We start from the raw sequence: 20,164 nt of genomic DNA, 5'->3' as shown, positions 1-20,164 counted from the left end.
TACTGTATACTAAAGGATGTTTTTACAATAATGAAGCTCTTTTAAATACTTAGACTTATCAAAATATTTAATGAGCTGAAGATTGTAAAAATATCCGGAGTATAAGTGAATTTTTCACTTAGGAGTTATTTGAAGTGGAGGTGAAAGATATGAAGGTGCTACAGGTTATATCAGGAAACGATGTAGGCGGCGGTGGAAATTATGTGTTGAATTTGAGTTTTTATTCAAAGGATAAATTTCAGTCAATTATAGGTACAATAGGTGGCGGAGGCCTTTATGATAAAAGTAAAAGTATGAATATAGATACAGTAAAGTTTAAAAGAGCTGTCACCTATGATAGATACTTAATAGATTATGTAAGAGAAAATCATATTGATCTTGTAAACTTTCATGGGGCAAAAGCATTTTTTATGCACTATTTTTTGAAAAATAAAATAGATGTTCCTACAGTAGCCACAGTACATAGTGATTATAGAAGAGATTTTTTAAATAATAGGATTAAATACCTGTTTTTCACTCCACTTAGTGCACTAGGGTTAGGCAGCTTTAAACAATATATATGTGTATCGGATTATATAAAAAGCCTTTTGGGTAATCAGAAATTTATAGGAGAGAAATTTGTAGTAAATAGCGGAATGGATTTTAATAGTAGAGTTATAAAGGAAAGTAGAGAAAGTATACGAGCAAGATACAATATATTAGAAAATGATTTTGTATATGTAAATGTAGCAAGATGCCATCCTATAAAAAATCAGTTATCTCTCATAGAAGCATTTAATATGTTGAAAAAGCAAATTAAAGATGCAAAGCTTATGATAGTTGGAGATGGGCCTATGGAAGAGACGCTGAGACAAAAAGTAGCACAGCTTCATTTAGAGAATAGAGTAATATTTACAGGATATAAACCCAATGCACTGGATTTTGCAAACGCAGGTGAAGTAGGAATTTTAACTTCCTTTAGTGAAGGTGGAGCACCTCCTATGACTTTGCTTGAAAGTGCAGCAGTGAAAAAATATTTCATAGCGCCAGATGTAGGAGACATAGGGAAAGTTTTAGGTGATAATTTAATTTCATTAATAAATCCTAATTCTGTAGAAGACATATACAAAAAAATGAGAGAAATTTATGAGGAAAGAAATGAGATATACCTAAAAGGAGAAAAATTATATGATGCTGTAGTTGACAAATTTTCCATAGATAGCTTTTGCACAAAATATTATAATGCTTATACTAAAATACTTTCAGAAAAATAGTTGGAGTGAAGAATATGGCAGAAAAGAAATTAATAAAAAGTTCCATTATAGTAATGCTTTTTATAATTGGCGGAAAAGTTTTGGCACTTGTAAGGGATTCCCTTATAGCTGCAAAATTTGGAGCTACCTATGTTACAGATATATATAATTTTGCATTGGGTATGGTATACCTTTTAACTACTATAAGTTACGGACTTACTACTACTTTTATACCGCTTAATTCGGAACATATCGAAAATAGCACTATAAGTGAGAGAAATAAATTTGTAAACAATGTAATAAACATAGCGTCCCTTTTTACAATAGTTCTCACAGCTGTACTCATAATATTTTCAAAGCAGATAATATATGTTTTTGGACATGGTTTTACTTCCAACAGTGTAATATTTGCTCAGTCTGTTGAAATAATAAGGATAATGTTTTTATCACTTATATTTGTAACTTTAGGGAGTGTGGTTACAGGAGTACTTCAGTCCCATAAAAGGTTTTATGAACCTGCTGCTATGGCATTTGTGTCTAACTTAGTTTATATAGTGTATTTAGTGTTCTTAACTTCCAGGTATGGTATAAAGGGATTTGCAGTAGCTACAGTAATAGGATTTTTCGCTCAATTTGTAATAAATTTGCCAAGGTATAGGAAACTTAAGTATAGATATAAATTTATATTGGACTTTAAAAATAGTGATGTACATCAGATGTTTAAGCTAATGATACCTATAGTTATAAGTACCTCAGTAGTTCAATTAAATTTGTTTGTAAATAGGTGTTTTGCAAATAATATATATTTTGGAGCAGTTACAGTCTTGGACTATTCAAATAAAGTAAGTACCTTGGCTTATGAAGTTTTTGCCATAGGTATAGCTATGATTGTATATCCTACTTTATCTGAACTAGCAGTTAAAAAGGATGTTGTGAAGTATAAGAAATCCCTTATAAGTGCTATAAATACCATAATGATAATAATGATACCTGCATCAGTGGCTATAGGAATTTTAAGAGACCCACTTATAAATTTAATTTTTAGGAGAGGGGCATTTACAGCACAAGCTGCAAATTTAACTTCCAGTGCCTTATTATTTTACTGCCCTGCGATGATTGCCTATGGAGTAAGGGATATTTTAAATAAAGCATTTTATTCTGTTAAAGATGCAAAAACCCCTATGTCAAACAGTTTTGTGGGCATAATTATAAATATAATTATAAATATAATTATAATAAAATATATGAAGGTTTCAGGGCTTGCTTTAGCTACAACTATCTCTGCAGTTATTACTACCTTACTTATGATGTGGAACTTGAATAAAAAGTTAGAAGGAATGAATATTAGAAAACTTGTTTTAAGTTTTGCTAAAATAGTTTGTTCTTCTGCTATTATGGGAATAGTTATATATGTTATAAATAATTTCTGTATGAATAAGATTTCATCTATTATGCAGCAAAGTATGATTTCGATTTTCATATCTTTTGTATTTGGCAGTGTAGTTTACTTTATATGTTTGTATTTTACTGGATTAGAAGAGTATAGGAACCTAATAAATGGACTTAAGAATAAAATTGCAAGGTAGATATTAAATATTTTGTACAAGGAAGGTGGCAGACATTACAAAAAGACGTGTTTTGGAGATGGATGTAATAAGAGCACTTGCTATAGTTGCAGTAATAGTATTACATGTTTCTGCAACTATACTGTATAGGAGCACACCTTATTCTACGACTTACAATGCTAACTTTATATTGAATCAGTTTTCAAGGTTTTCTGTTCCTGCATTTATAATTATTTCTGGAATGGGACTCACTATAAGTTATAAAGAAGGATGCGGTTATTTTAAATTCATAATTAGAAGATTTTTAAAAGTAGTACCACAGTATATAGTGTGGTGCTTACTATATATAGTCATTATAACTAAGGACTTTAACATACATACTGATTTAAACAATATAGTATATGGAAATGTATTTTATCACTTTTATTTTGTACCTTTAATTATTGAGCTTTACATAATATTTCCTTTCATATACAAATTTATGGAAAAAAAGTGGTGGCTATTACTTAGTTTTTTAATGACATCATTTTTTATTATATATACCTATTACTTTAAAGTAGTGACTCCAGATCAGTGGTTTTGGAATAAAAAAAATTTATTTTACTGGATCTTTTATTTCTCATTAGGAGGATATATGGGAAAAAATCTAGATAATATATCCCAGAAATTAAAGAAAATTAGACCTATAGTGTGTGTTATGTTTTTACTTTCAATTTTTACACTGCTGTATAGTTTTATAACGGGAAATCAGTACGGTAAAAGTATAGACTACATTACGACTTTTCAGCGTCCCTCAGTAATTTTTTATTCTACATTTTTTGTGATTTTCATATTCAGTTTTGAATGGAAGAAAGGATTGTTTATGAAAATTATAAGATATATATCAAATACTTCTTATGATATTTATTTATCCCAGGCAGGTATACTATATTTGTATACTCAATATTATATAGGAAGATATGTGCATGTGGATAATTTAAGCTTTGGTGTAAAGGCTTTTGCAGTTACATTGATAGGATCCATAGCACTCAACGAGATAAAAAAACTTTTATAAAGAGATAGCCGGATAAAGTATATGCAATATGATATAATAAGTAAAAATATAATAAGGCAGGTGAAGTAACTGATTTGTAGGTTTAAATTTACAGATCATAAAATTATGCAGACAGAAGATATAAAAATAGATGTGGATAAAGATATAAAAAGTAAATCCTTTCAATTATTTCTCAAGAGAATAGCTGATTTTATATTATCTCTTGTAGGAATAATTATACTTAGCATAGTATTTGTAATATTGGCTATATGGATTAAATTGGATTCGAAGGGCCCTGCTATTTTCAAACAGGTTAGAGTGGGTAAGAATGGAAAGAATTTTACCATATATAAATTTAGAACTATGGTAGTAAATGCGGAAAAAAAGAGAGAATTAGACATTGATCCCGGTGATTTGCAAAATTTTGTATTTCAAAGTAAGAATGATAATAGAGTGACTAGATCAGGAGCTTTTTTAAGAAAAACAAGTTTGGATGAAATTCCACAACTTTTTAATGTATTTATTGGAAATATGAGCTTGGTTGGACCAAGACCTGAAATACCAGATGTAGTTAAATTTTATCCTGATTCGTATAAACAAAGATTACTTGTAACACCAGGAATAACGGGATTGGCACAAGTAAGCGGAAGAGGAGAAATAGAGCTTGGAAAGACCGTATATTATGATTTAATGTATATAAAAAAGTTTTCGCTGTGGATGGATATAAAAATCTTACTAAGGACAGTCTCATCTGTATTTAAAAGTGAAGGTGCATTTTAATATGTTTACAAGATTGTTAAAATATAATGTGTTTAATGGAAGTAAGATGGAGCTTATGGAGTATATAGAGAAGTTTTCTAAAGTAAACATAGTTTCTGGTAATCCAGAAGTACTCTATAATGGACTAAAAGATAATTTACTATTGACTAGTTTTACGGCAAGTCGAAGTGTAATAATTCCAGATGGAATTGGAACACTTTTGGCTTCTAAAATAGTGAAAGTGCCTATAAAAGAAAAAATAGCAGGTATAGAAATAATGGAAGAAGTAATAAAAAAATGTAGTAGGGAAAATAAACCTATATATCTTTTAGGGGCTAAGCAGGAAATACTTGAAGGATGCAAAGAAAATCTAAAACGGAAGTATCCTAAGATTAACATAGCCGGAAGTCATAATGGATATTTTGATCTAGAACATTGCGAAGATATAGTGTGCGATATAAAGAAAAGCAATGCTTATGCACTTTTTGTAGCTATGGGTGCTCCCAAACAGGATATATTTATAGCAAGGAATATGGACATACTTCCATGTAGGGTGTATATGGGTGTAGGAGGAAGCTTTGATGTTTTGGCGGGAAAAATTAAAAGGGCTCCAAAATGGATGATAGAACTAGGACTTGAATGGTTGTACAGAGTTTGCAAGGAACCTTATAGAATAAAGAGACTTTCTTCTATACCCAAGTTTTTATTAAAGGTTGCAGAATATAATAAAAAGTAAATGTTAAATTATGAAAACTTATATTTAAGGCTGTGTGATACTTAGTTATCAATGGCCTTAAAATTTTAAATTTTATCTTCCATTATATCTTTAAAATTAATACTCTCTAGTTCGTTAATTAGAGTACCCTGTACCTTTGAAAGAGCATTGTGCACACCACAATGTCCTTTTTTATGGGCATTGCAATGCTCCGTATCGTATAGGCATCTGTTTAAGTAAATAGGCCCATCTATAGCCTCAATAATATTTCTTAAAGTAATATCTTCAGGCATACGATTTAAAGCATAGCCTCCATTAACTCCTCTGAAGGATTTTACTATACCCGCTTGAGTCAGTTTTCTTAAAAGTTTAAGAAGAAATCTTAGAGGCACATTTTGATCTTTAGCTATGGTTTTGGCTTCAATTTTTTTACCGTACCCCAAATTTGACAAATAAAGTACAACTCTAAATCCATAATCTGATTCCTGTGTAATTTTCATAATATCTCCCCAAACATAAATATATTTACCTAGTTCAAAATAATGTAAATTAGGTATAACATACAGTTATATACAAGTTAATTATACCTAATTTACAGAACATTATAAAGTATAATATAGTTAGAAAAGATATTTTTAAGGCAATTTATCCAAACCCTCTAAAACATACCCTTTATTTTTCCAGTCTTTTATAAGTGAATCCAGTATTTCAGAGTTTGTTTTTGATACTGCGTGAAGTAAAATAATGGCTCCATTATGAGTCCTGCGACTTATCATTTTTTTTGCTTCCACAGGTGAAGGCTGTTTTTGTCTATTCCAATCATTGTAGGCAAAACTCCAAAATATGGTTTTGTATCCTAATTGCTTGGTATAGAATAAGGATAATTCACTGTATTTTCCCATAGGAGGTCTAAAGAATTTAGGCATTTCTTTACCTGTAATTTCTTTATAAGTATTTTCTGTTACTGTAAATTCTCTTTCAAATCTTATAGGATCTTTTGCAGCATCTGCCATTGAAGGATGTTTTTCTGAATGATTGCATACTAGGTGCCCTTCATTTACCATTCTTTTTACAAGTTCCGCATTATCTTTTATATAAGGGGTAGTAACAAAGAAAGCGGCCTTAACATTGTTGGATTTTAATATATCTAACATCTTAGCAGTATATCCGTTTTCATAACCTTCGTCAAAAGTAAGATAAAGTATTTTTTTTGAAGTATCTCCTAAATAATATCCAGAGTATTTGTTTAAGAGTTTTAGTATATCTGCAGGTTCCTCTGAAGGCATACCAGAATTATTAGGCTTGAAAAACCAATTTTTTTCTCTTCTATCTAAGTTTTGAGTGTTTAGATTTTTTAACCTAGAAGGAGCATTATTATCATCTAGAGTAGTTATGCTTTTTGTATTTGTTAAAGTAATTTTTCCTACCTGGTAGCCTTTAACACTATAAGGACATAGAAAAATTGTACATAGGAGAAATATGGACACAAACTTTTTATTCAAATATAATCACCTACCTTATAAGATATATTTTATGGTATACTTAATTTAATAATTTATACTTGAGATTAATAGAGATTGTAAGAAAATTATAGCAGGGAAACGTTGTATAGCGATGTTTCCCTGTAATGCATATATTGAGTATGGAGACAAAAATATGAACAGTTTTATTGAAGATGTTGAACAAATTTACAATTTTATTAAAAAAAATATAGATGTAGAAGAGAAGATGCATTTTATAGAAACTTATAAGCAAAAATCTAATATGAAGAAAGAAATTAGCTTTTCAGAAGAATACTATAAACAGAAAATTATGAATGGAAAAAATGGAGTAGTGTATACTCCTCCGGAAATGGCAGCATTTATGGTTAAAAACTTGATAAATGTCAATGATGTAATTGGAAATCCATTTATAAAAATAATAGATCCTTCCTGTGGATCTGGGAATTTAATTTGTAAGTGCTTTCTATATTTAAATCGAATATTTATTAAGAATATTGAAGTTATAAATAGTAAAAACAATTTAAATTTGAAACTAGAAGATATAAGTTACCATATAGTACGTAACAATCTATTTGGATTTGATATAGATGAAACTGCAATAAAAGTTTTAAAAATAGACTTATTTTTGATTAGCAATCAGTTTAGTGAAAAAAATTTTCAAGTAAAGGATTTTCTAGTGGAAAATATAGATAGAAAATATGATGTGTTTATAGGAAATCCTCCGTATATAGGACATAAATCTGTAGATTCTAGTTATTCATATGTTTTAAGAAAAATATATGGAAGTATATATAGAGACAAAGGAGACATATCCTACTGTTTTTTTCAAAAATCATTAAAGTGTTTAAAGGAGGGAGGAAAACTGGTTTTTGTTACTTCTAGGTATTTTTGTGAATCTTGCAGCGGAAAAGAACTTAGAAAGTTTTTAATTGAAAATACCTCTATTTATAAAATTATAGATTTTTATGGTATAAGACCTTTTAAAAGAGTAGGTATAGACCCAATGATAATATTTTTAGTAAGAACAAAAAATTGGAACAATAATATAGAAATCATAAGACCCAATAAAATTGAAAAAAATGAAAAAAATAAATTTCTTGATTCCTTGTTTTTAGATAAATCTGAAAAATGCAAAAAGTTTTCTATTTCTCAAAAGTCTATAAATAATGATGGATGGGTATTTGTTGACGAAGTTGAGAAAAATATAATAGATAAAATAAAAGAAAAAAGTAAATTTATTTTAAAGGATATATGCCATAGTTGTCAGGGTATAATAACGGGATGTGATAGGGCTTTTATAGTTGATAGAGACATAATAAATAGTAGAAAAATTGAATTAAGGTTAATAAAACCCTGGATAAAAAGTAGCCATATACGAAAAAACGAAGTAATTAAAGGTGAAAAATTTATTATATACTCAAATTTAATAGAAAATGAAACAGAATGTCCTAATGCTATAAAGTATATAGAGCAGTACAAAAAAAGGCTTATGGAAAGAAGAGAATGTAAAAAAGGAACAAGAAAGTGGTATGAACTTCAATGGGGGAGAAAACCGGAAATTTTTGAAGAAAAGAAAATTGTGTTCCCATACAAGTCCTGTGACAATAGATTTGCTCTTGACAAGGGAAGCTATTTTAGTGCAGATATATATTCCTTAGTATTAAAAAAAAATGTACCTTTTACCTATGAAATACTTTTAAATATATTAAACAGTCCTTTGTATGAATTTTACTTTAAAACTTTCGCAAAAAAATTAGGAGAAAATCTATATGAGTATTACCCTAATAATCTAATGAAATTGTGTATTCCTTCTATTGATTTTGGAGGAGAAAATAATATAGAAAAAAAGCTGTATGATTTTTTTGGACTGACAGATAAGGAAATTGAGATTGTAGAAAAGATAAAAGATAATTGCTGAGTTCATATTTGGTAATTATCTTTTTAAATTTTACTAAAAAAATTATCAATATGTGTTTAAAAACATAATAGGTGGTAAAAATAAATAGTAAAATTACTAATAAAAAAAGAAGGAAAATTATTCCAAATGGAGAATAGTATTAAAGTACAGGTTTTGACTTTACGGAGGGTTACTAATTAAAAATTACAACTATATGTACACATTTTTGGTTTATTGTAACTCTAGATTAAAAATGAAAGAAGGGGGGTAAAAGTGTCTGGCTCGGACTATGCATTATTTATGCATATGACTAAAATTCTTAGTATGAATTTCAGTCATATAACAATACGCCTTTATTGTTATATGGTAAATTAAAGTTAAAATTGAGATTTTAACGCTGAGGCTATATATGGCAGGTACCTTATTTAGTATAGCTTTAGTAGAGCTTTAGATAATATATGAATTTGGAATTTAATGTAAAGGACAATAAACTTATAGTTTATATGAGAGGAGAACTAGATCATCATAGTGCAGAAGAAGTCAGAAATAAAATAGATGACAGATTGGATAGAGAGAGTTTAAACAAGTTGATAATGGATTTCTCAGGAGTAAGCTTTATGGATAGCTCTGGAATAGGGGTGGTAATAGGAAGGTATAAAAAATTAAATTCTGCAGATGGCAGCGTATGTATTGTAGGCGCAATCAATTCAGTAAAAAGAGTATTTGAACTTTCAGGTATGTTTAAAATTATAGGACTTTATGACAGCGTTGCGGAAGCACTTCAGAATATTTAATGGGGGGATAAATTATGTACGATAACAGTATGAAAATAGAGTTTATTAGTAAATCACAAAATGAAAGCTTTGCCAGGGTCTCAGTAGCAGCTTTTGTGTCACAACTTGATCCTACAGTGGAGGAATTGGCAGATGTAAAAACTGCAGTTTCAGAGGCAGTTACAAACTCTATTATTCATGGCTATGAAAATAAAGAAGGTGTAGTTAAAATTCAAGCCTTTATTAAAGAAAAAGAACTTACGTTGATAGTAGAAGACCAAGGTGTAGGTATAGAAAATATAGAACTCGCTAGACAACCCCTTTATACTTCAAGACCTGATCTTGAGAGATCAGGTATGGGATTTACTGTAATGGAAACTTTTATGGACTCCCTTAAAGTAGAATCTGAAAAAAACAAAGGGACAAGATTAACTATGAAAAAAGTTTTTAATTCATTAAGTTAGGTGAATAGTATGAGTGAGGAAACAGCAAAAAAATTAAAATATAGTTATAATGATAATTTGGAATTGATTAAATATGCAAAAAAAGGAGATAAAGATGCCCTAAATAAATTGGTAGAATTGAATTTACCATTAGTGGCATCTATAAGTAAAAAATTTCTAAATAGGGGATACGAGTATGAAGATATATTTCAAATAGGTTGTATGGGACTTATGAAAGCAGTAAATAATTTCAATGAAGAATACAATGTAAAATTTTCTACATATGCTGTACCCATGATATTAGGGGAAATAAAGCGCTTCTTAAGGGATGACGGAATGATAAAAGTAAGCAGAAGTGTAAAAAATACTGCAAAAAAAATCCACTATGACAGAGAAGCACTTACTAAAAAATTAAATAGAGAACCTACAATACAGGAATTAGCAGAGTATTCTGGAGTAGAAGTAGAAGAACTGATTTTTGCCACAGAATCTGCTAGCAGTTTGCAGTATCTGTATGATACTATACATCAAGATGATGGTTCACCAGTGCTTTTGATAGATAAGATAAGTGAAAATCCAAAGGAAGATGTAGAGATGGTGGATAAAATTGCACTTAAAGAAGCTTTGAACAATTTAGATGTGAAATCGAGACAAATTATAATGCTGAGATATTTTAAAGATAAAACTCAGGTACAGGTAGCAAAGATGCTAGGTATAAATCAAGTACAGGTTTCTAGAATTGAAAAAAAAGTGTTAAAAACTATGAGAGAAATTTTAACAGGTTAACATCAGATAAAAGGGGATGTTCAAAGCAATTTTTTAAATTGCTTTGAACATCCCCTTTAAATTAAATCAGTATAAAGTTAATTTCCTGTACTAGGAATTGTAGTAGGTAAATTATTAACATCCTTTGAGTTTTCATCGTTGGTAGTGTCTTTTTTATCTTTAGTGTTTGTATCAGTAGTTGTATTAGTGTTTGTATTAGTATTATTAGGATTATCATTTGTATTACTATCAGAATTCCAGTTATTTTTATTAGAAGCATTATTTTTTTTGCTTTTATTCTCAGGTAAGTTATCAAGTGCATTCCATGAATGAGATACATTACAATAATCTGAGGGAACTGTTCCATCTATAAAATATTCAGTATAAACTTTATTACCTGTAGGATCTGTATGACAATCTGAAACAGGAAGTTTTCCTGATTTAGAACATATAGGAGAAGTTACAACTCCATCTGGCATTTCAATATCTTTTGCCTCTAAACCTTGATGGAAAGGAGACATTATATTAGCCCAAAGTTGGGCTGCAGAATTACTGCTTAAGGAGCCATCTAATACAGAATCATCATCATTACCAATCCACACTGCAGCGGAATAATAAGGGGTTAGTCCTACAAACCACAGGTCTTTTCTATCCTCAGAAGTACCTGTTTTACCACTTACAGGCATATCTCCTAAGTTAGCATTGCTACCAGTTCCTTCTGCACTTACAGGGCCTTTTAACATTTGATATAGCACATAGGCACTTTGTGGAGAAAGTGCTTTTTTAGTTTGAGTTTTATTATCAAGTAAAACTGTACCATTTCTATTTACTACTGTAGTGTAAAGTTTTGGAGTAGTGTATTTTCCAGAATTTCCAAAAGTCCCATAGGCAGCAGACATCAAAAGTGTATTTGTACCGTGATGGAGCTCTCCAAGGGAAAGTGCTGCTATACTGGATCTATCATGCTCGTCTAAAGTTATACCAAATTTTTCTGCATAATCAGCTCCAGTTTTTAAACCCATTCTATCTTCTACTTTAACGGCTACCGTATTTAAGGATTTAGTTAAGGCAGTTCTTAAAGTTACAGTTCCGAAATCAGTATCTTCATCATTTTTAGGGTTATAAGGTTCTCCATTAGAAGCATATTTATTGGCAAGTTCAGGTGATAATGGAGAAGAATCTACTGTAGAAGCTGCAGTAAATTGTTGTGAATCTACAGCAGGACTGTATACAGTTAAAGGTTTTATACTGGAACCAGAAGGCCTTAAATATTTTTCAGATGCAGCTCTATTGAAAGATCTGGCTGGCTGGCTTCCCCTTCCACCAACTAGCGCCTTTACCTCACCTGTATGATAATTCATGACTACAGCAGAAGCCTGAGGTTGAACTATTCCATTTTTATCTGGAGATGAAGAATTAAAAATACTGTCGCTATTTAAGGTGTTTTCAGTTTTTTCCTGTAGGTCTTTATTCATAGTAGTATGTATTTTTAAACCACCATACATAAGTAAATTCTCAATCTGTTCATCTGTATATTTGTATTTAGATTTTAGATCTTTTTTTACTGCATTTATAACAGGTACAGTAAACCATTCATTGTTATATCCATTATTTACAGTAGGTTGAGACATTATATCCAGTTTACCATTTGCAATGTCATTTACAGCAGTTGTGTACTGATCCTTTGATATATATCCATTCTCATACATTTTTTTTACTACAGTAGTAGTTCTGTTTAAATATATAGATGGATTTTTTTTAGCTGTAGGAGAATAAGGATAATATACAGAAGGACTTTGAGGCATACCTGCAATAAAAGCACATTCAATTAAGTTTAAATCTTTTGCTGATTTGCCAAAGTACTGTTTAGCAGCAGCTTCAACACCTAATGCTCTTCCTCCTAAATAAATTGTATTCATGTAAGCCTCAAGTATTTGAGTTTTACTCAATTTCTTTTCAAGTTTTAAGGAAAGATATATTTCTTGCATTTTTCTCTTATAAGATATTTGAGAAGATAAATATATATTTCTAACTAATTGTTGGGTTATGGTAGATGCACCTTGAATTCCAGTATTTCCACTAAATTTGCTTTTAATATCTATAAATACTACACCTATGAGTCTTTTTAAGTCTATGCCTTTATGTTTATAAAATCGTTCATCTTCTATACTTACGAAAGCATTTTTTAAATTTTGGGGCATACTGCTAAAAGGTATTACCGTCCTTTGCTGTGGGGTAACTAGTACGTCCATTGAATTATTTTTATCATCATATAGAACGGAAGGTTCGTTTAAATTCGATATTTGGCTTATGTCTAGTGGAGGAGAATTTTTTATAACAGCTGCAGTTAAACCCAATGCTGCAGCAAATACCAATGCTAATAATCCACATAAAATTGCAGCTCCATGTTTAAAAACCTTTTTTCGAGCCTTTTTACGCTTTTTGACCATAAATTTCCTCCTTATTTTGAAGTGTACATTTTTTAAATTATTATAACATAAATTAAATCTTTAGGTAAATACACGAAGTTATTGTCATATATATATTATGTATCAAATCATAAGGATGTGGAAGAGATAAAAAAATTTAAAGTTCCCATTAAGAAAATCAAAATTATATTAATAATATCTGTTATAACTATATCCACAGTAATGTGTCTTTATTTTGTAAATTCAAGGATAACTCCTGCTATAATTACAGCTTCAGATGTAGAAATAAGAGCTGTAGTTACACAAACTATAAACTCAGTTATAATGCAGGAGTATTCAAAACAATTTACTTATAAAGATATTATACAGGTGGAAAAAGATAAGGAAGATAATATAGTTATGGTTAGAGCAGATACACTAAAAATGAATAAAATAGCTTGCGATGTGGCATTGGAATCCCAAAACAAGCTAAGAAATGTAGGAAAAGTTGGTTTGAAGATTCCTATGGGATATATAATGAAAAACAATTTGCTAGCGTTTTTTGGACCTAGCATTACAATTAGGATGCAGCCTATAGGTTACATAGAGACTAAATATTTGTCAAGCTTTGAAAGTGCAGGTATAAATCAAGCTAGACATAAAATAAGTGTACAGGTAAAGACAAACATGAGGGTGATGATTCCTTTTGGAAGTGAGGATATACAAGTAAAAAATGAAGTGCCCATATCAGAAACAATTATAGTGGGAAAAGTACCAGAAACAGCCATAGATTTAGGTCTTGATAAAACTGGAGTTAAGTTAAAATCCGGTAATTAAATAATGGCAAAGCTCAATGTTAAAAAGAGCTTTGCCATTATTTAAACAAAATTATTCCCAGTTAAATATGTAAGGTACATTCCGATAATAATCTCCATAATTTAATCCATAACCTGCAACAAATACATCGGGAATCTCGAAACAACAAAAATCTGGGGTCAATGAAATTTTTCTTCTGTCAGGTTTGTCTAGAAGAACGCAGCATTTTACACTGGAAGCACCTAGAGATTTTACATGGTCTATAGCAAAGTCCATAGTAATACCTGTATCTGTTATGTCATCTACAATTAAAACATCATACCCTTTCAGGTCGTCTAATATATCATTTACAATTTTTATTTCACCAGATGATGTTTCAGAATTTCCATAACTTGAAGTTGTCATAAATCCTATTTTTACAGGAAGCTTTATTTGTCTTACTAAATCTGCTGTAAATATAAAACTTCCTCTTAAAAGGGATAATACATATAAATTTTTATCTTTATATTTAGTGGTTATTATTTTACCTACTTCTTCTATCCTCTTTCCAATTCGTTCTTGGGATATCAATATGTTTTTCGATTTGTTTTCCATAATATTCCTCCATGGTGTATATTAAATTAATGATTGCCATAATATAAAATTATATTATCAATATTAACAAGATTTCTGAAAATTTTCAATGACATGAAGTAATGTGTTTACAATGTTTTTTATTTAGTATAGAATTATACGATAGCTATAAACTCAATTTTTGTGCATACAAAATTTTAATTTAATATAAAAATAATATGAAGTGATCAATTTATAATGAACAATTCACAATTAAGGACTATTTTCTGTTGTAATAGAAAACCTACTGAAATTGTAAACTGTGAATTGATAGATATGGAGATGATATTTTGATATATGGAAATACAGAAGGAATAAAAAATTCGACATTAGATGAATTGGAAAAGATTTATGATATAAGAGTTTCAAAAGAAAGCATATGCAGCAGGGAAATTGTAGAAGTGCTTTCTAGAATTACTACTTATTTAAATAGAGAATTAAGCCTGGCAATTGATAAAAGAGGAATAATCGTAAGCATATCTGTTGGAGATAGTAGTACTGTGAGTATTACTGAAATTGAGGGAAACCAAAATAAACTCTGTGGTATTAGGATAGTACATACCCATCCTAATGGAGATTCAAGACTTTCCGAAATTGATATTTCAGCTTTAGTAAAATTAAGATTAGACTGTATAGCGGCTATAGGGGTTGACAAGGATGGAATTACGGGTATTACCATAGGATTTTGTAAGGTAAAAGATGGAGAAGTTATAAGTGAAGTTTCAGAAAAGCTTACTTTAGAGGACGCAGTTAACTTTAATATAGTACAAAAAGTAAATGAAATAGAAAAGTCGATGAATGATGAATATGTGCTGCAGGAAGCAGGAGAGAGAGCATTACTTGTGGGCACAGATACTGAAGACAGCTTGGATGAATTAAAAGAACTGGCAAAAGCCTGTAATGTTAATGTGTTAGAAAAAATACTTCAAAAAAGAGACACTATAGATACTGCTTTTTATGTAGGAAAGGGAAAAGTAAGTGAGATAGCATTAATTGCACAGCTCAGTGGTGCAAATATAGTAATTTTTGATGATGAATTATCTGGTTCTCAAGTTAGAAACTTAGAAGAAAACCTAGGAATAAAAGTAATAGATAGAACTACTCTCATACTTCATATATTTGCTTCAAGGGCAAGGAGTAAGGAATCTAAGTTACAGGTGGAACTTGCACAGCTAAAATACAGGTTAGCTAGGCTTTCAGGACTCGGTATAGTTCTTTCAAGGACTGGAGGAGGAATAGGTACTAGAGGACCTGGTGAAAAGAAGTTGGAAACCGATAGAAGACATATAAGAGAAAAGATATATGAAATTAGTAAAGAACTGAAGAAAATAAAGCAGGTTAGAAAAACTCAAAGAAAGAAGAGAGATGAGATAAATAAGGTATCACTGGTGGGGTATACTAATTCGGGTAAATCTACTTTAAGAAATAAGTTGTGTGAAGTAGCTGTCACTAGAGAAAATGTAAATAAAGAAAAGGTATTTGAAGCAGATATGTTATTTGCTACTTTGGACACTACTACTAGGGCTGTGGAATTGGAAGATGGTAGAACAATTGCAGTGACAGACACTGTAGGTTTTATAAAAAAACTTCCCCATGATCTGGTAGAAGCATTTAAATCTACCTTAGAAGAAGTACAATATGCTGATTTATTATTACATGTAGTAGATGCATCATCCGATTATGCAGAAGAACAGATAGATGCAGTAAATGAAGTGCTGAGCGAACTTGACGTAAATGATAAACCTGTACTTATCGTATTAAACAAAATTGATAAATTAGAAGATACTAAATTGAGCGGTATAAAAGATAGATACAAAAATTCAAATGCAATATTTATATCAGCTAAATATGGTACAAATTTAGATGAGCTCTTGAAAAGAGTATTGGAAATGCTTCCTCATAATATAAAAAAAGCAGAATATTTAATTCCTTATACAGAACAGTCTGCAGTGTCATTTATTCATAAATATTGTAAGGTAAAGAATGAAGATTATAGGGAAGATGGCACCTATGTAAATGCACTTGTAGATGAAAAAACATACAATAAATTTAAGAAGTTCATAATTAACCCAAAATAATTGGATATTAAAAAAGAGAGTATTAGTATGAAAATATTAGATGCTCTTTTTTGGTAAAATAGCAAAAAAATAATTTTACCATTGAATTTTTATAAAAATATATTATATAATATATAGAAATTCAAGTTCATAAAGTCCAAAAGGGGGAGACTAAATTGGAAAAAACTATATTACAATATCAAAAGGCTTTTAACAGTACCATTGATAGACTTAAAGCAAATGATTTTGTCCTTGCAGTTATGGTTTTTGGGAGTATGGTCACTGGCGATTTGTGGGATGAATCTGATATCGACTTACTTGTAGTGTTTGATAATAAAAGGGGCAGTATTAAAAACATATACACTGAAGAAAAGGGAATTCAAATTCATGTTAAACTTGTAAGCAAGAGTAACTTCCTGCAGATGCCTGAAAAAAATTTAAAGGGTGGATTTATATCTAGAATAATATCTTCATCCAGACTGGTATTTTCAAAGGATAAGGAAATAACTTCAAAATATGATACTGGAAGATATTATTCAGATTTAGATAGAGAAAGATGGAATATGTACTATATTGGAGAGTTATTTAAAAGTATGGGTATATGTAAAAAATATCTTCAAAATGACAATGTATATACTGCATATATTGCTGCAGTACGTTCTGTTGAAGAGTTTTCCAGATTATATGTAAATTCTTCAGGACATATGATAAGTAAAGATTCTATGACTATTTCTATGAATTTAAATGACAACTTTAAAAAATGTGTAGACAAATTATTTTTTAAAAATGAAAATGTAGTTGATTCTATAAATAGTACTATAGATTATTTAACAGAAAATGTAAATAGAGATATAAGAAATACGACTAAGTTATTATTAAATTATATGAGAGAAAAGGATTGTTTTTTAAGTTCAGAAGATATAAAAAATGATGAGTTATTTTATCATTACAATATAAATATGGAAGAAATATTAAATAAGTTATGGGAAAGAAATATACTTAAAAAAGAAACGAGAAACTATAAGTTAAAGGATGGAACTGTATTATTTAAGGAAAATGTATATTTTATTTAATTGGATAAATTAAATTTGTATTAACATAATGCAGTTATTGTTATAAAATAGAATTTAGCACTAGGAATGTTTTGTGATAATTGACAGTTGACAATTAACAATTGACAACTGTCAATTATCTATTGTAAATTATAGCAGGGAAGTGAATTTTATTTCTAATAAATATTTTGTGAATCTAAATAGAGAAGAAACTGTTAAATATCTATTAATAGAAAAACATATAAAAAAATTGATAGATACAAATAAAATTGAAGACGGGGAGAAACTACCTTCTATAAGAGAAATGGCAGAATTTTTAAATGTAAATAAAATCACTGTGGTAAATGCATATAAAAGGCTTCAAGCTGAAGGCTATGCTGCTCAAAAAATTGGCAGTGGAACTTATGCTAAAAAGAGGGATATAAATAAGAACTTTAGTAGAGAATACTCAAAGGTTCTGAAGAAGATATCTAGCGATGAAGTAAAAAATTATATAGATTTTACCGGAGAAACTCCAAGTGGTGAATTTTTTCAGATAAGTTTCTTTAAAAGTGTTTTAAATGAGGTTCTGGATAGGGATGGCTCATCGGCTTTGATATGTCAAGAATCCCTCGGATATGATGGACTCAGAAATAGTATAAGTGATGTGTTCTGGAATGGAAACATAGATAAGGATGATATACTTATAGTTTCAGGAGCGCAGCAAGGTATAGATGTGGTTTCAAAGGCTATTTTAAATACAAATGATACTGTAATAGTTGAAAAACCAACATATAGTGGGGCACTATCTGTATTTAAATGGAGAAGAACTGAAATAATCGAAACTCCTATTGAAAAAGATGGAATTAATATAGACAACCTTGAAAAAATACTTAAAAAAAACAAAGTGAAATGTTTTTATACAATGAGTTATTTTCAAAATCCTACTGGGATAAGCTATAGCAATGAAAAGAAAAGGCAAATACTCAGATTAGCCGATATATATGATTTTTATATAATAGAAGATGATTATCTTTCAGAGTTAATTTATGATGATAGTATAAAATATAGTAGTTTTAAAAGCTTAGATAGTAGTGACAGGGTTGTTTATATAAAAAGCTTTTCAAAAATATTTTTGCCAGGAATACGAATTGGATATTTGATACCTCCTAAGAAATTTAAAGAAAGCATTCAAAATTCAAAAATAAATACAGATATATCTACATCCAGTCTTATGCAAAGGGCTCTGGATTTATATATAAGAAAAGGCTTGTGGCGAAGTTATATAAATGATTTAAATGTAGTCTATAAAAGAAGATATGTATATATGAAAAAATGTATAGATAAATATTTAAAAAATCAAGTAGAGTTTGTAGAACCAGGTGGAGGACTTCATTTTTATTTAAAAATAAACCAGAACATAGTTATAGATTCTATAGAGCTTTTTAGAAAATCAAAAAATAGAAGAGTTTTAATTACACCAGGTACGTTGTTTTATAAAGTACCTTCAGAAGGTAAAAAGTACTTTAAAATTGGTTTTTCACATGTGGATGAAAAAAATATAGAAAGTGGAATTCAAATATTAAGTGAACTTATAATTATGTAATTTGTCCGATGACTACCCGCACTAATACTCCCACGCACTCTGTGAAAGCGACTATCACCAAATCAAAGATTTGGGATATCTGCTTTTCTTCAAGTGTGAGTAAAGAGCGGCTACGTCCCTGGATAACGATTTTCCCTAAAGGATAACGCCTTCTGAGTGCTGAAGCACTAAGAAGGCTGTTAATAAGCATCAGATGGAGTTAAAACTCCATCTGATGCCAAGAACTCTGTTTATAGTATATATTAAAATAGTTTAGAGGGATATTTTGAAAGGTGGGTTATCTGTGAGTTACTTTACAGTAAAGGATGAAGCTAGTTGTCAATTTGAGGAAAAAAAGTCTATATTTATAGGAAGTATAAAAAGAGTTTATACTGAAAACGAGGCTAAAAAATTTATAAGTAAAGTAAAGGAAAAGAATATTAAAGCAACACATAACGTATATGCTTATGTAATTGGAGAAAAAATGAATATACAAAGATACAGCGATGATGGAGAACCTCAAGGAACTGCAGGAATACCAGTACTAGATGTCATAAAGAAAAAGGGAATAACAGATGTGGTAATAGTAGTTACTAGATATTTTGGAGGAACACTTCTAGGTAAAGGAGGATTAGTAAAGGCTTACACAAAGTCTGCTGCTCTCTCAATTGATGAATCTGGAATAGTGGAAAAAGTAAAAGGATGTCAGTTAGATATATTTATAGAGTATGATACTTTGGGAAAATTACAATATATGTTTGAACAAAAGTCGATTCATATAGAGAATATAGACTATACGGAAAAAATTTGTGTGTCGATAAACTATATTTCGGAAGATGTAGATAAATTAATAAATGAGATTATAGAACTGACAAATGGGAAATGTGAAGTGATAGTTGGAGATGAGGAATTTTATTTTAAGATTGATACAAGGCTTATCAAAGAATAAATAGCAGATAATGATAATTTTC

At 29.8% G+C, this 20,164-nt stretch carries 18 protein-coding genes; 14 read left to right on the top strand and 4 right to left on the bottom strand.

Annotated features, from left to right (window positions below):
- The first annotated feature begins 149 nt into the window (after nt 1-149).
- The 5 genes from CLAU_RS06225 to CLAU_RS06205 all read left to right on the top strand — a co-directional run bounded on the left by CLAU_RS06225 (nt 150) and on the right by CLAU_RS06205 (nt 5,325).
- Complete coding sequence (locus tag CLAU_RS06225) at nt 150-1,253, top strand: glycosyltransferase (protein ID WP_013240033.1); 1,104 nt, start codon at nt 150-152, stop codon at nt 1,251-1,253.
- A 14-nt stretch (nt 1,254-1,267) separates the two neighbouring features.
- Nucleotides 1,268-2,818 (top strand): murein biosynthesis integral membrane protein MurJ, encoded by a 1,551-nt coding sequence (murJ, locus tag CLAU_RS06220; protein WP_013240032.1) that lies wholly within the window; start codon nt 1,268-1,270, stop codon nt 2,816-2,818.
- A gap of 25 nt (nt 2,819-2,843) precedes the next feature.
- Entirely contained in the window at nt 2,844-3,851 is a 1,008-nt protein-coding gene (locus CLAU_RS06215; protein ID WP_013240031.1) for an acyltransferase, read from the top strand.
- 105 nt (nt 3,852-3,956) lie between these two features.
- The gene (locus CLAU_RS06210; RefSeq protein WP_013240030.1) at nt 3,957-4,610 is read left to right on the top strand and encodes a sugar transferase; all 654 of its coding nucleotides are present in this window, start codon (nt 3,957-3,959) and stop codon (nt 4,608-4,610) included.
- A gap of 1 nt (nt 4,611) precedes the next feature.
- A complete protein-coding gene (locus CLAU_RS06205; protein ID WP_013240029.1) occupies nt 4,612-5,325 on the top strand; it encodes a WecB/TagA/CpsF family glycosyltransferase in 714 nt (237 codons plus the stop codon).
- A 65-nt stretch (nt 5,326-5,390) separates the two neighbouring features.
- Here CLAU_RS06205 and CLAU_RS06200 read toward each other — a convergent pair whose 3' ends face one another.
- Both CLAU_RS06200 and pdaA read right to left on the bottom strand, forming a co-directional pair.
- Nucleotides 5,391-5,804 (bottom strand): RrF2 family transcriptional regulator, encoded by a 414-nt coding sequence (locus CLAU_RS06200; protein WP_013240028.1) that lies wholly within the window; start codon nt 5,802-5,804, stop codon nt 5,391-5,393.
- A gap of 135 nt (nt 5,805-5,939) precedes the next feature.
- Nucleotides 5,940-6,806: a delta-lactam-biosynthetic de-N-acetylase gene (pdaA, locus tag CLAU_RS06195; protein ID WP_013240027.1), complete on the bottom strand. Its 867-nt coding sequence runs from the start codon at nt 6,804-6,806 to the stop codon at nt 5,940-5,942.
- Nucleotides 6,807-6,960: 154 nt separating this feature from the next.
- Between pdaA and CLAU_RS06190 the strand changes: the two genes are divergently transcribed.
- The 4 genes from CLAU_RS06190 (at nt 6,961) to sigF (ending at nt 10,705) form a co-directional block, all read left to right on the top strand.
- The gene (locus CLAU_RS06190) at nt 6,961-8,724 is read left to right on the top strand and encodes an Eco57I restriction-modification methylase domain-containing protein (protein WP_013240026.1); all 1,764 of its coding nucleotides are present in this window, start codon (nt 6,961-6,963) and stop codon (nt 8,722-8,724) included.
- A 437-nt stretch (nt 8,725-9,161) separates the two neighbouring features.
- Nucleotides 9,162-9,497 carry an anti-sigma F factor antagonist gene (gene spoIIAA / locus CLAU_RS06185; RefSeq protein WP_013240025.1) on the top strand — a complete coding sequence of 112 codons (336 nt, stop codon included), beginning with the start codon at nt 9,162-9,164 and terminating at the stop codon, nt 9,495-9,497.
- A gap of 14 nt (nt 9,498-9,511) precedes the next feature.
- On the top strand, nt 9,512-9,940 hold the full coding sequence (spoIIAB, locus tag CLAU_RS06180; protein WP_013240024.1) for an anti-sigma F factor: 429 nt from the start codon (nt 9,512-9,514) through the stop codon (nt 9,938-9,940).
- Between the two features lie 9 nt (nt 9,941-9,949).
- Nucleotides 9,950-10,705 carry an RNA polymerase sporulation sigma factor SigF gene (gene sigF, locus CLAU_RS06175; RefSeq protein WP_013240023.1) on the top strand — a complete coding sequence of 252 codons (756 nt, stop codon included), beginning with the start codon at nt 9,950-9,952 and terminating at the stop codon, nt 10,703-10,705.
- 77 nt (nt 10,706-10,782) lie between these two features.
- Here the strand turns inward: sigF and CLAU_RS06170 are convergent, their stop codons facing one another.
- Entirely contained in the window at nt 10,783-13,134 is a 2,352-nt protein-coding gene (locus CLAU_RS06170; RefSeq protein WP_013240022.1) for a transglycosylase domain-containing protein, read from the bottom strand.
- An 81-nt stretch (nt 13,135-13,215) separates the two neighbouring features.
- Between CLAU_RS06170 and yunB the strand changes: the two genes are divergently transcribed.
- A complete protein-coding gene (gene yunB / locus CLAU_RS06165; RefSeq protein WP_023162186.1) occupies nt 13,216-13,929 on the top strand; it encodes a sporulation protein YunB in 714 nt (237 codons plus the stop codon).
- 51 nt (nt 13,930-13,980) lie between these two features.
- On the opposite strand, the gene hpt is transcribed toward yunB, so the two are convergent.
- Nucleotides 13,981-14,502: a hypoxanthine phosphoribosyltransferase gene (gene hpt / locus CLAU_RS06160; protein ID WP_013240020.1), complete on the bottom strand. Its 522-nt coding sequence runs from the start codon at nt 14,500-14,502 to the stop codon at nt 13,981-13,983.
- 308 nt (nt 14,503-14,810) lie between these two features.
- On the opposite strand from hpt, the gene hflX reads away from it, so the two are divergent.
- The 4 genes from hflX (at nt 14,811) to CLAU_RS06140 (ending at nt 20,142) form a co-directional block, all read left to right on the top strand.
- Complete coding sequence (gene hflX / locus CLAU_RS06155) at nt 14,811-16,598, top strand: GTPase HflX (RefSeq protein ID WP_013240019.1); 1,788 nt, start codon at nt 14,811-14,813, stop codon at nt 16,596-16,598.
- Nucleotides 16,599-16,753: 155 nt separating this feature from the next.
- Nucleotides 16,754-17,650, top strand: coding sequence for a nucleotidyltransferase domain-containing protein (locus tag CLAU_RS06150; protein ID WP_013240018.1), 897 nt, complete (start codon nt 16,754-16,756; stop codon nt 17,648-17,650).
- Between the two features lie 142 nt (nt 17,651-17,792).
- A complete protein-coding gene (pdxR, locus tag CLAU_RS06145; protein ID WP_023162185.1) occupies nt 17,793-19,214 on the top strand; it encodes a MocR-like pyridoxine biosynthesis transcription factor PdxR in 1,422 nt (473 codons plus the stop codon).
- 283 nt (nt 19,215-19,497) lie between these two features.
- Complete coding sequence (locus CLAU_RS06140) at nt 19,498-20,142, top strand: YigZ family protein (protein WP_013240016.1); 645 nt, start codon at nt 19,498-19,500, stop codon at nt 20,140-20,142.
- Nucleotides 20,143-20,164: the final 22 nt, after the last annotated feature.

This window comes from Clostridium autoethanogenum DSM 10061, from assembly GCF_001484725.1.
Lineage (GTDB): Bacteria > Bacillota > Clostridia > Clostridiales > Clostridiaceae > Clostridium_B > Clostridium_B ljungdahlii.
Note: the sequence above shows the minus strand (reverse complement) of the source record. Positions and strands in the feature narration are given on the sequence as shown.

Bases quoted from the DNA above. Each gene is read 5' to 3' on its own strand.
- CLAU_RS06225 (WP_013240033.1), top strand. From the start codon at position 150: ATGAAGGTGCTACAGGTTATATCAGGAAACGATGTAGGCGGCGGTGGA.
- murJ (WP_013240032.1), top strand. From the start codon at position 1,268: ATGGCAGAAAAGAAATTAATAAAAAGTTCCATTATAGTAATGCTTTTT.
- CLAU_RS06210 (WP_013240030.1), top strand. From the start codon at position 3,957: ATGCAGACAGAAGATATAAAAATAGATGTGGATAAAGATATAAAAAGT.
- CLAU_RS06205 (WP_013240029.1), top strand. From the start codon at position 4,612: ATGTTTACAAGATTGTTAAAATATAATGTGTTTAATGGAAGTAAGATG.
- CLAU_RS06200 (WP_013240028.1), bottom strand. From the start codon at position 5,804: ATGAAAATTACACAGGAATCAGATTATGGATTTAGAGTTGTACTTTAT.
- CLAU_RS06190 (WP_013240026.1), top strand. From the start codon at position 6,961: ATGAACAGTTTTATTGAAGATGTTGAACAAATTTACAATTTTATTAAA.
- spoIIAA (WP_013240025.1), top strand. From the start codon at position 9,162: ATGAATTTGGAATTTAATGTAAAGGACAATAAACTTATAGTTTATATG.
- spoIIAB (WP_013240024.1), top strand. From the start codon at position 9,512: ATGTACGATAACAGTATGAAAATAGAGTTTATTAGTAAATCACAAAAT.
- sigF (WP_013240023.1), top strand. From the start codon at position 9,950: ATGAGTGAGGAAACAGCAAAAAAATTAAAATATAGTTATAATGATAAT.
- CLAU_RS06170 (WP_013240022.1), bottom strand. From the start codon at position 13,134: ATGGTCAAAAAGCGTAAAAAGGCTCGAAAAAAGGTTTTTAAACATGGA.
- hpt (WP_013240020.1), bottom strand. From the start codon at position 14,502: ATGGAAAACAAATCGAAAAACATATTGATATCCCAAGAACGAATTGGA.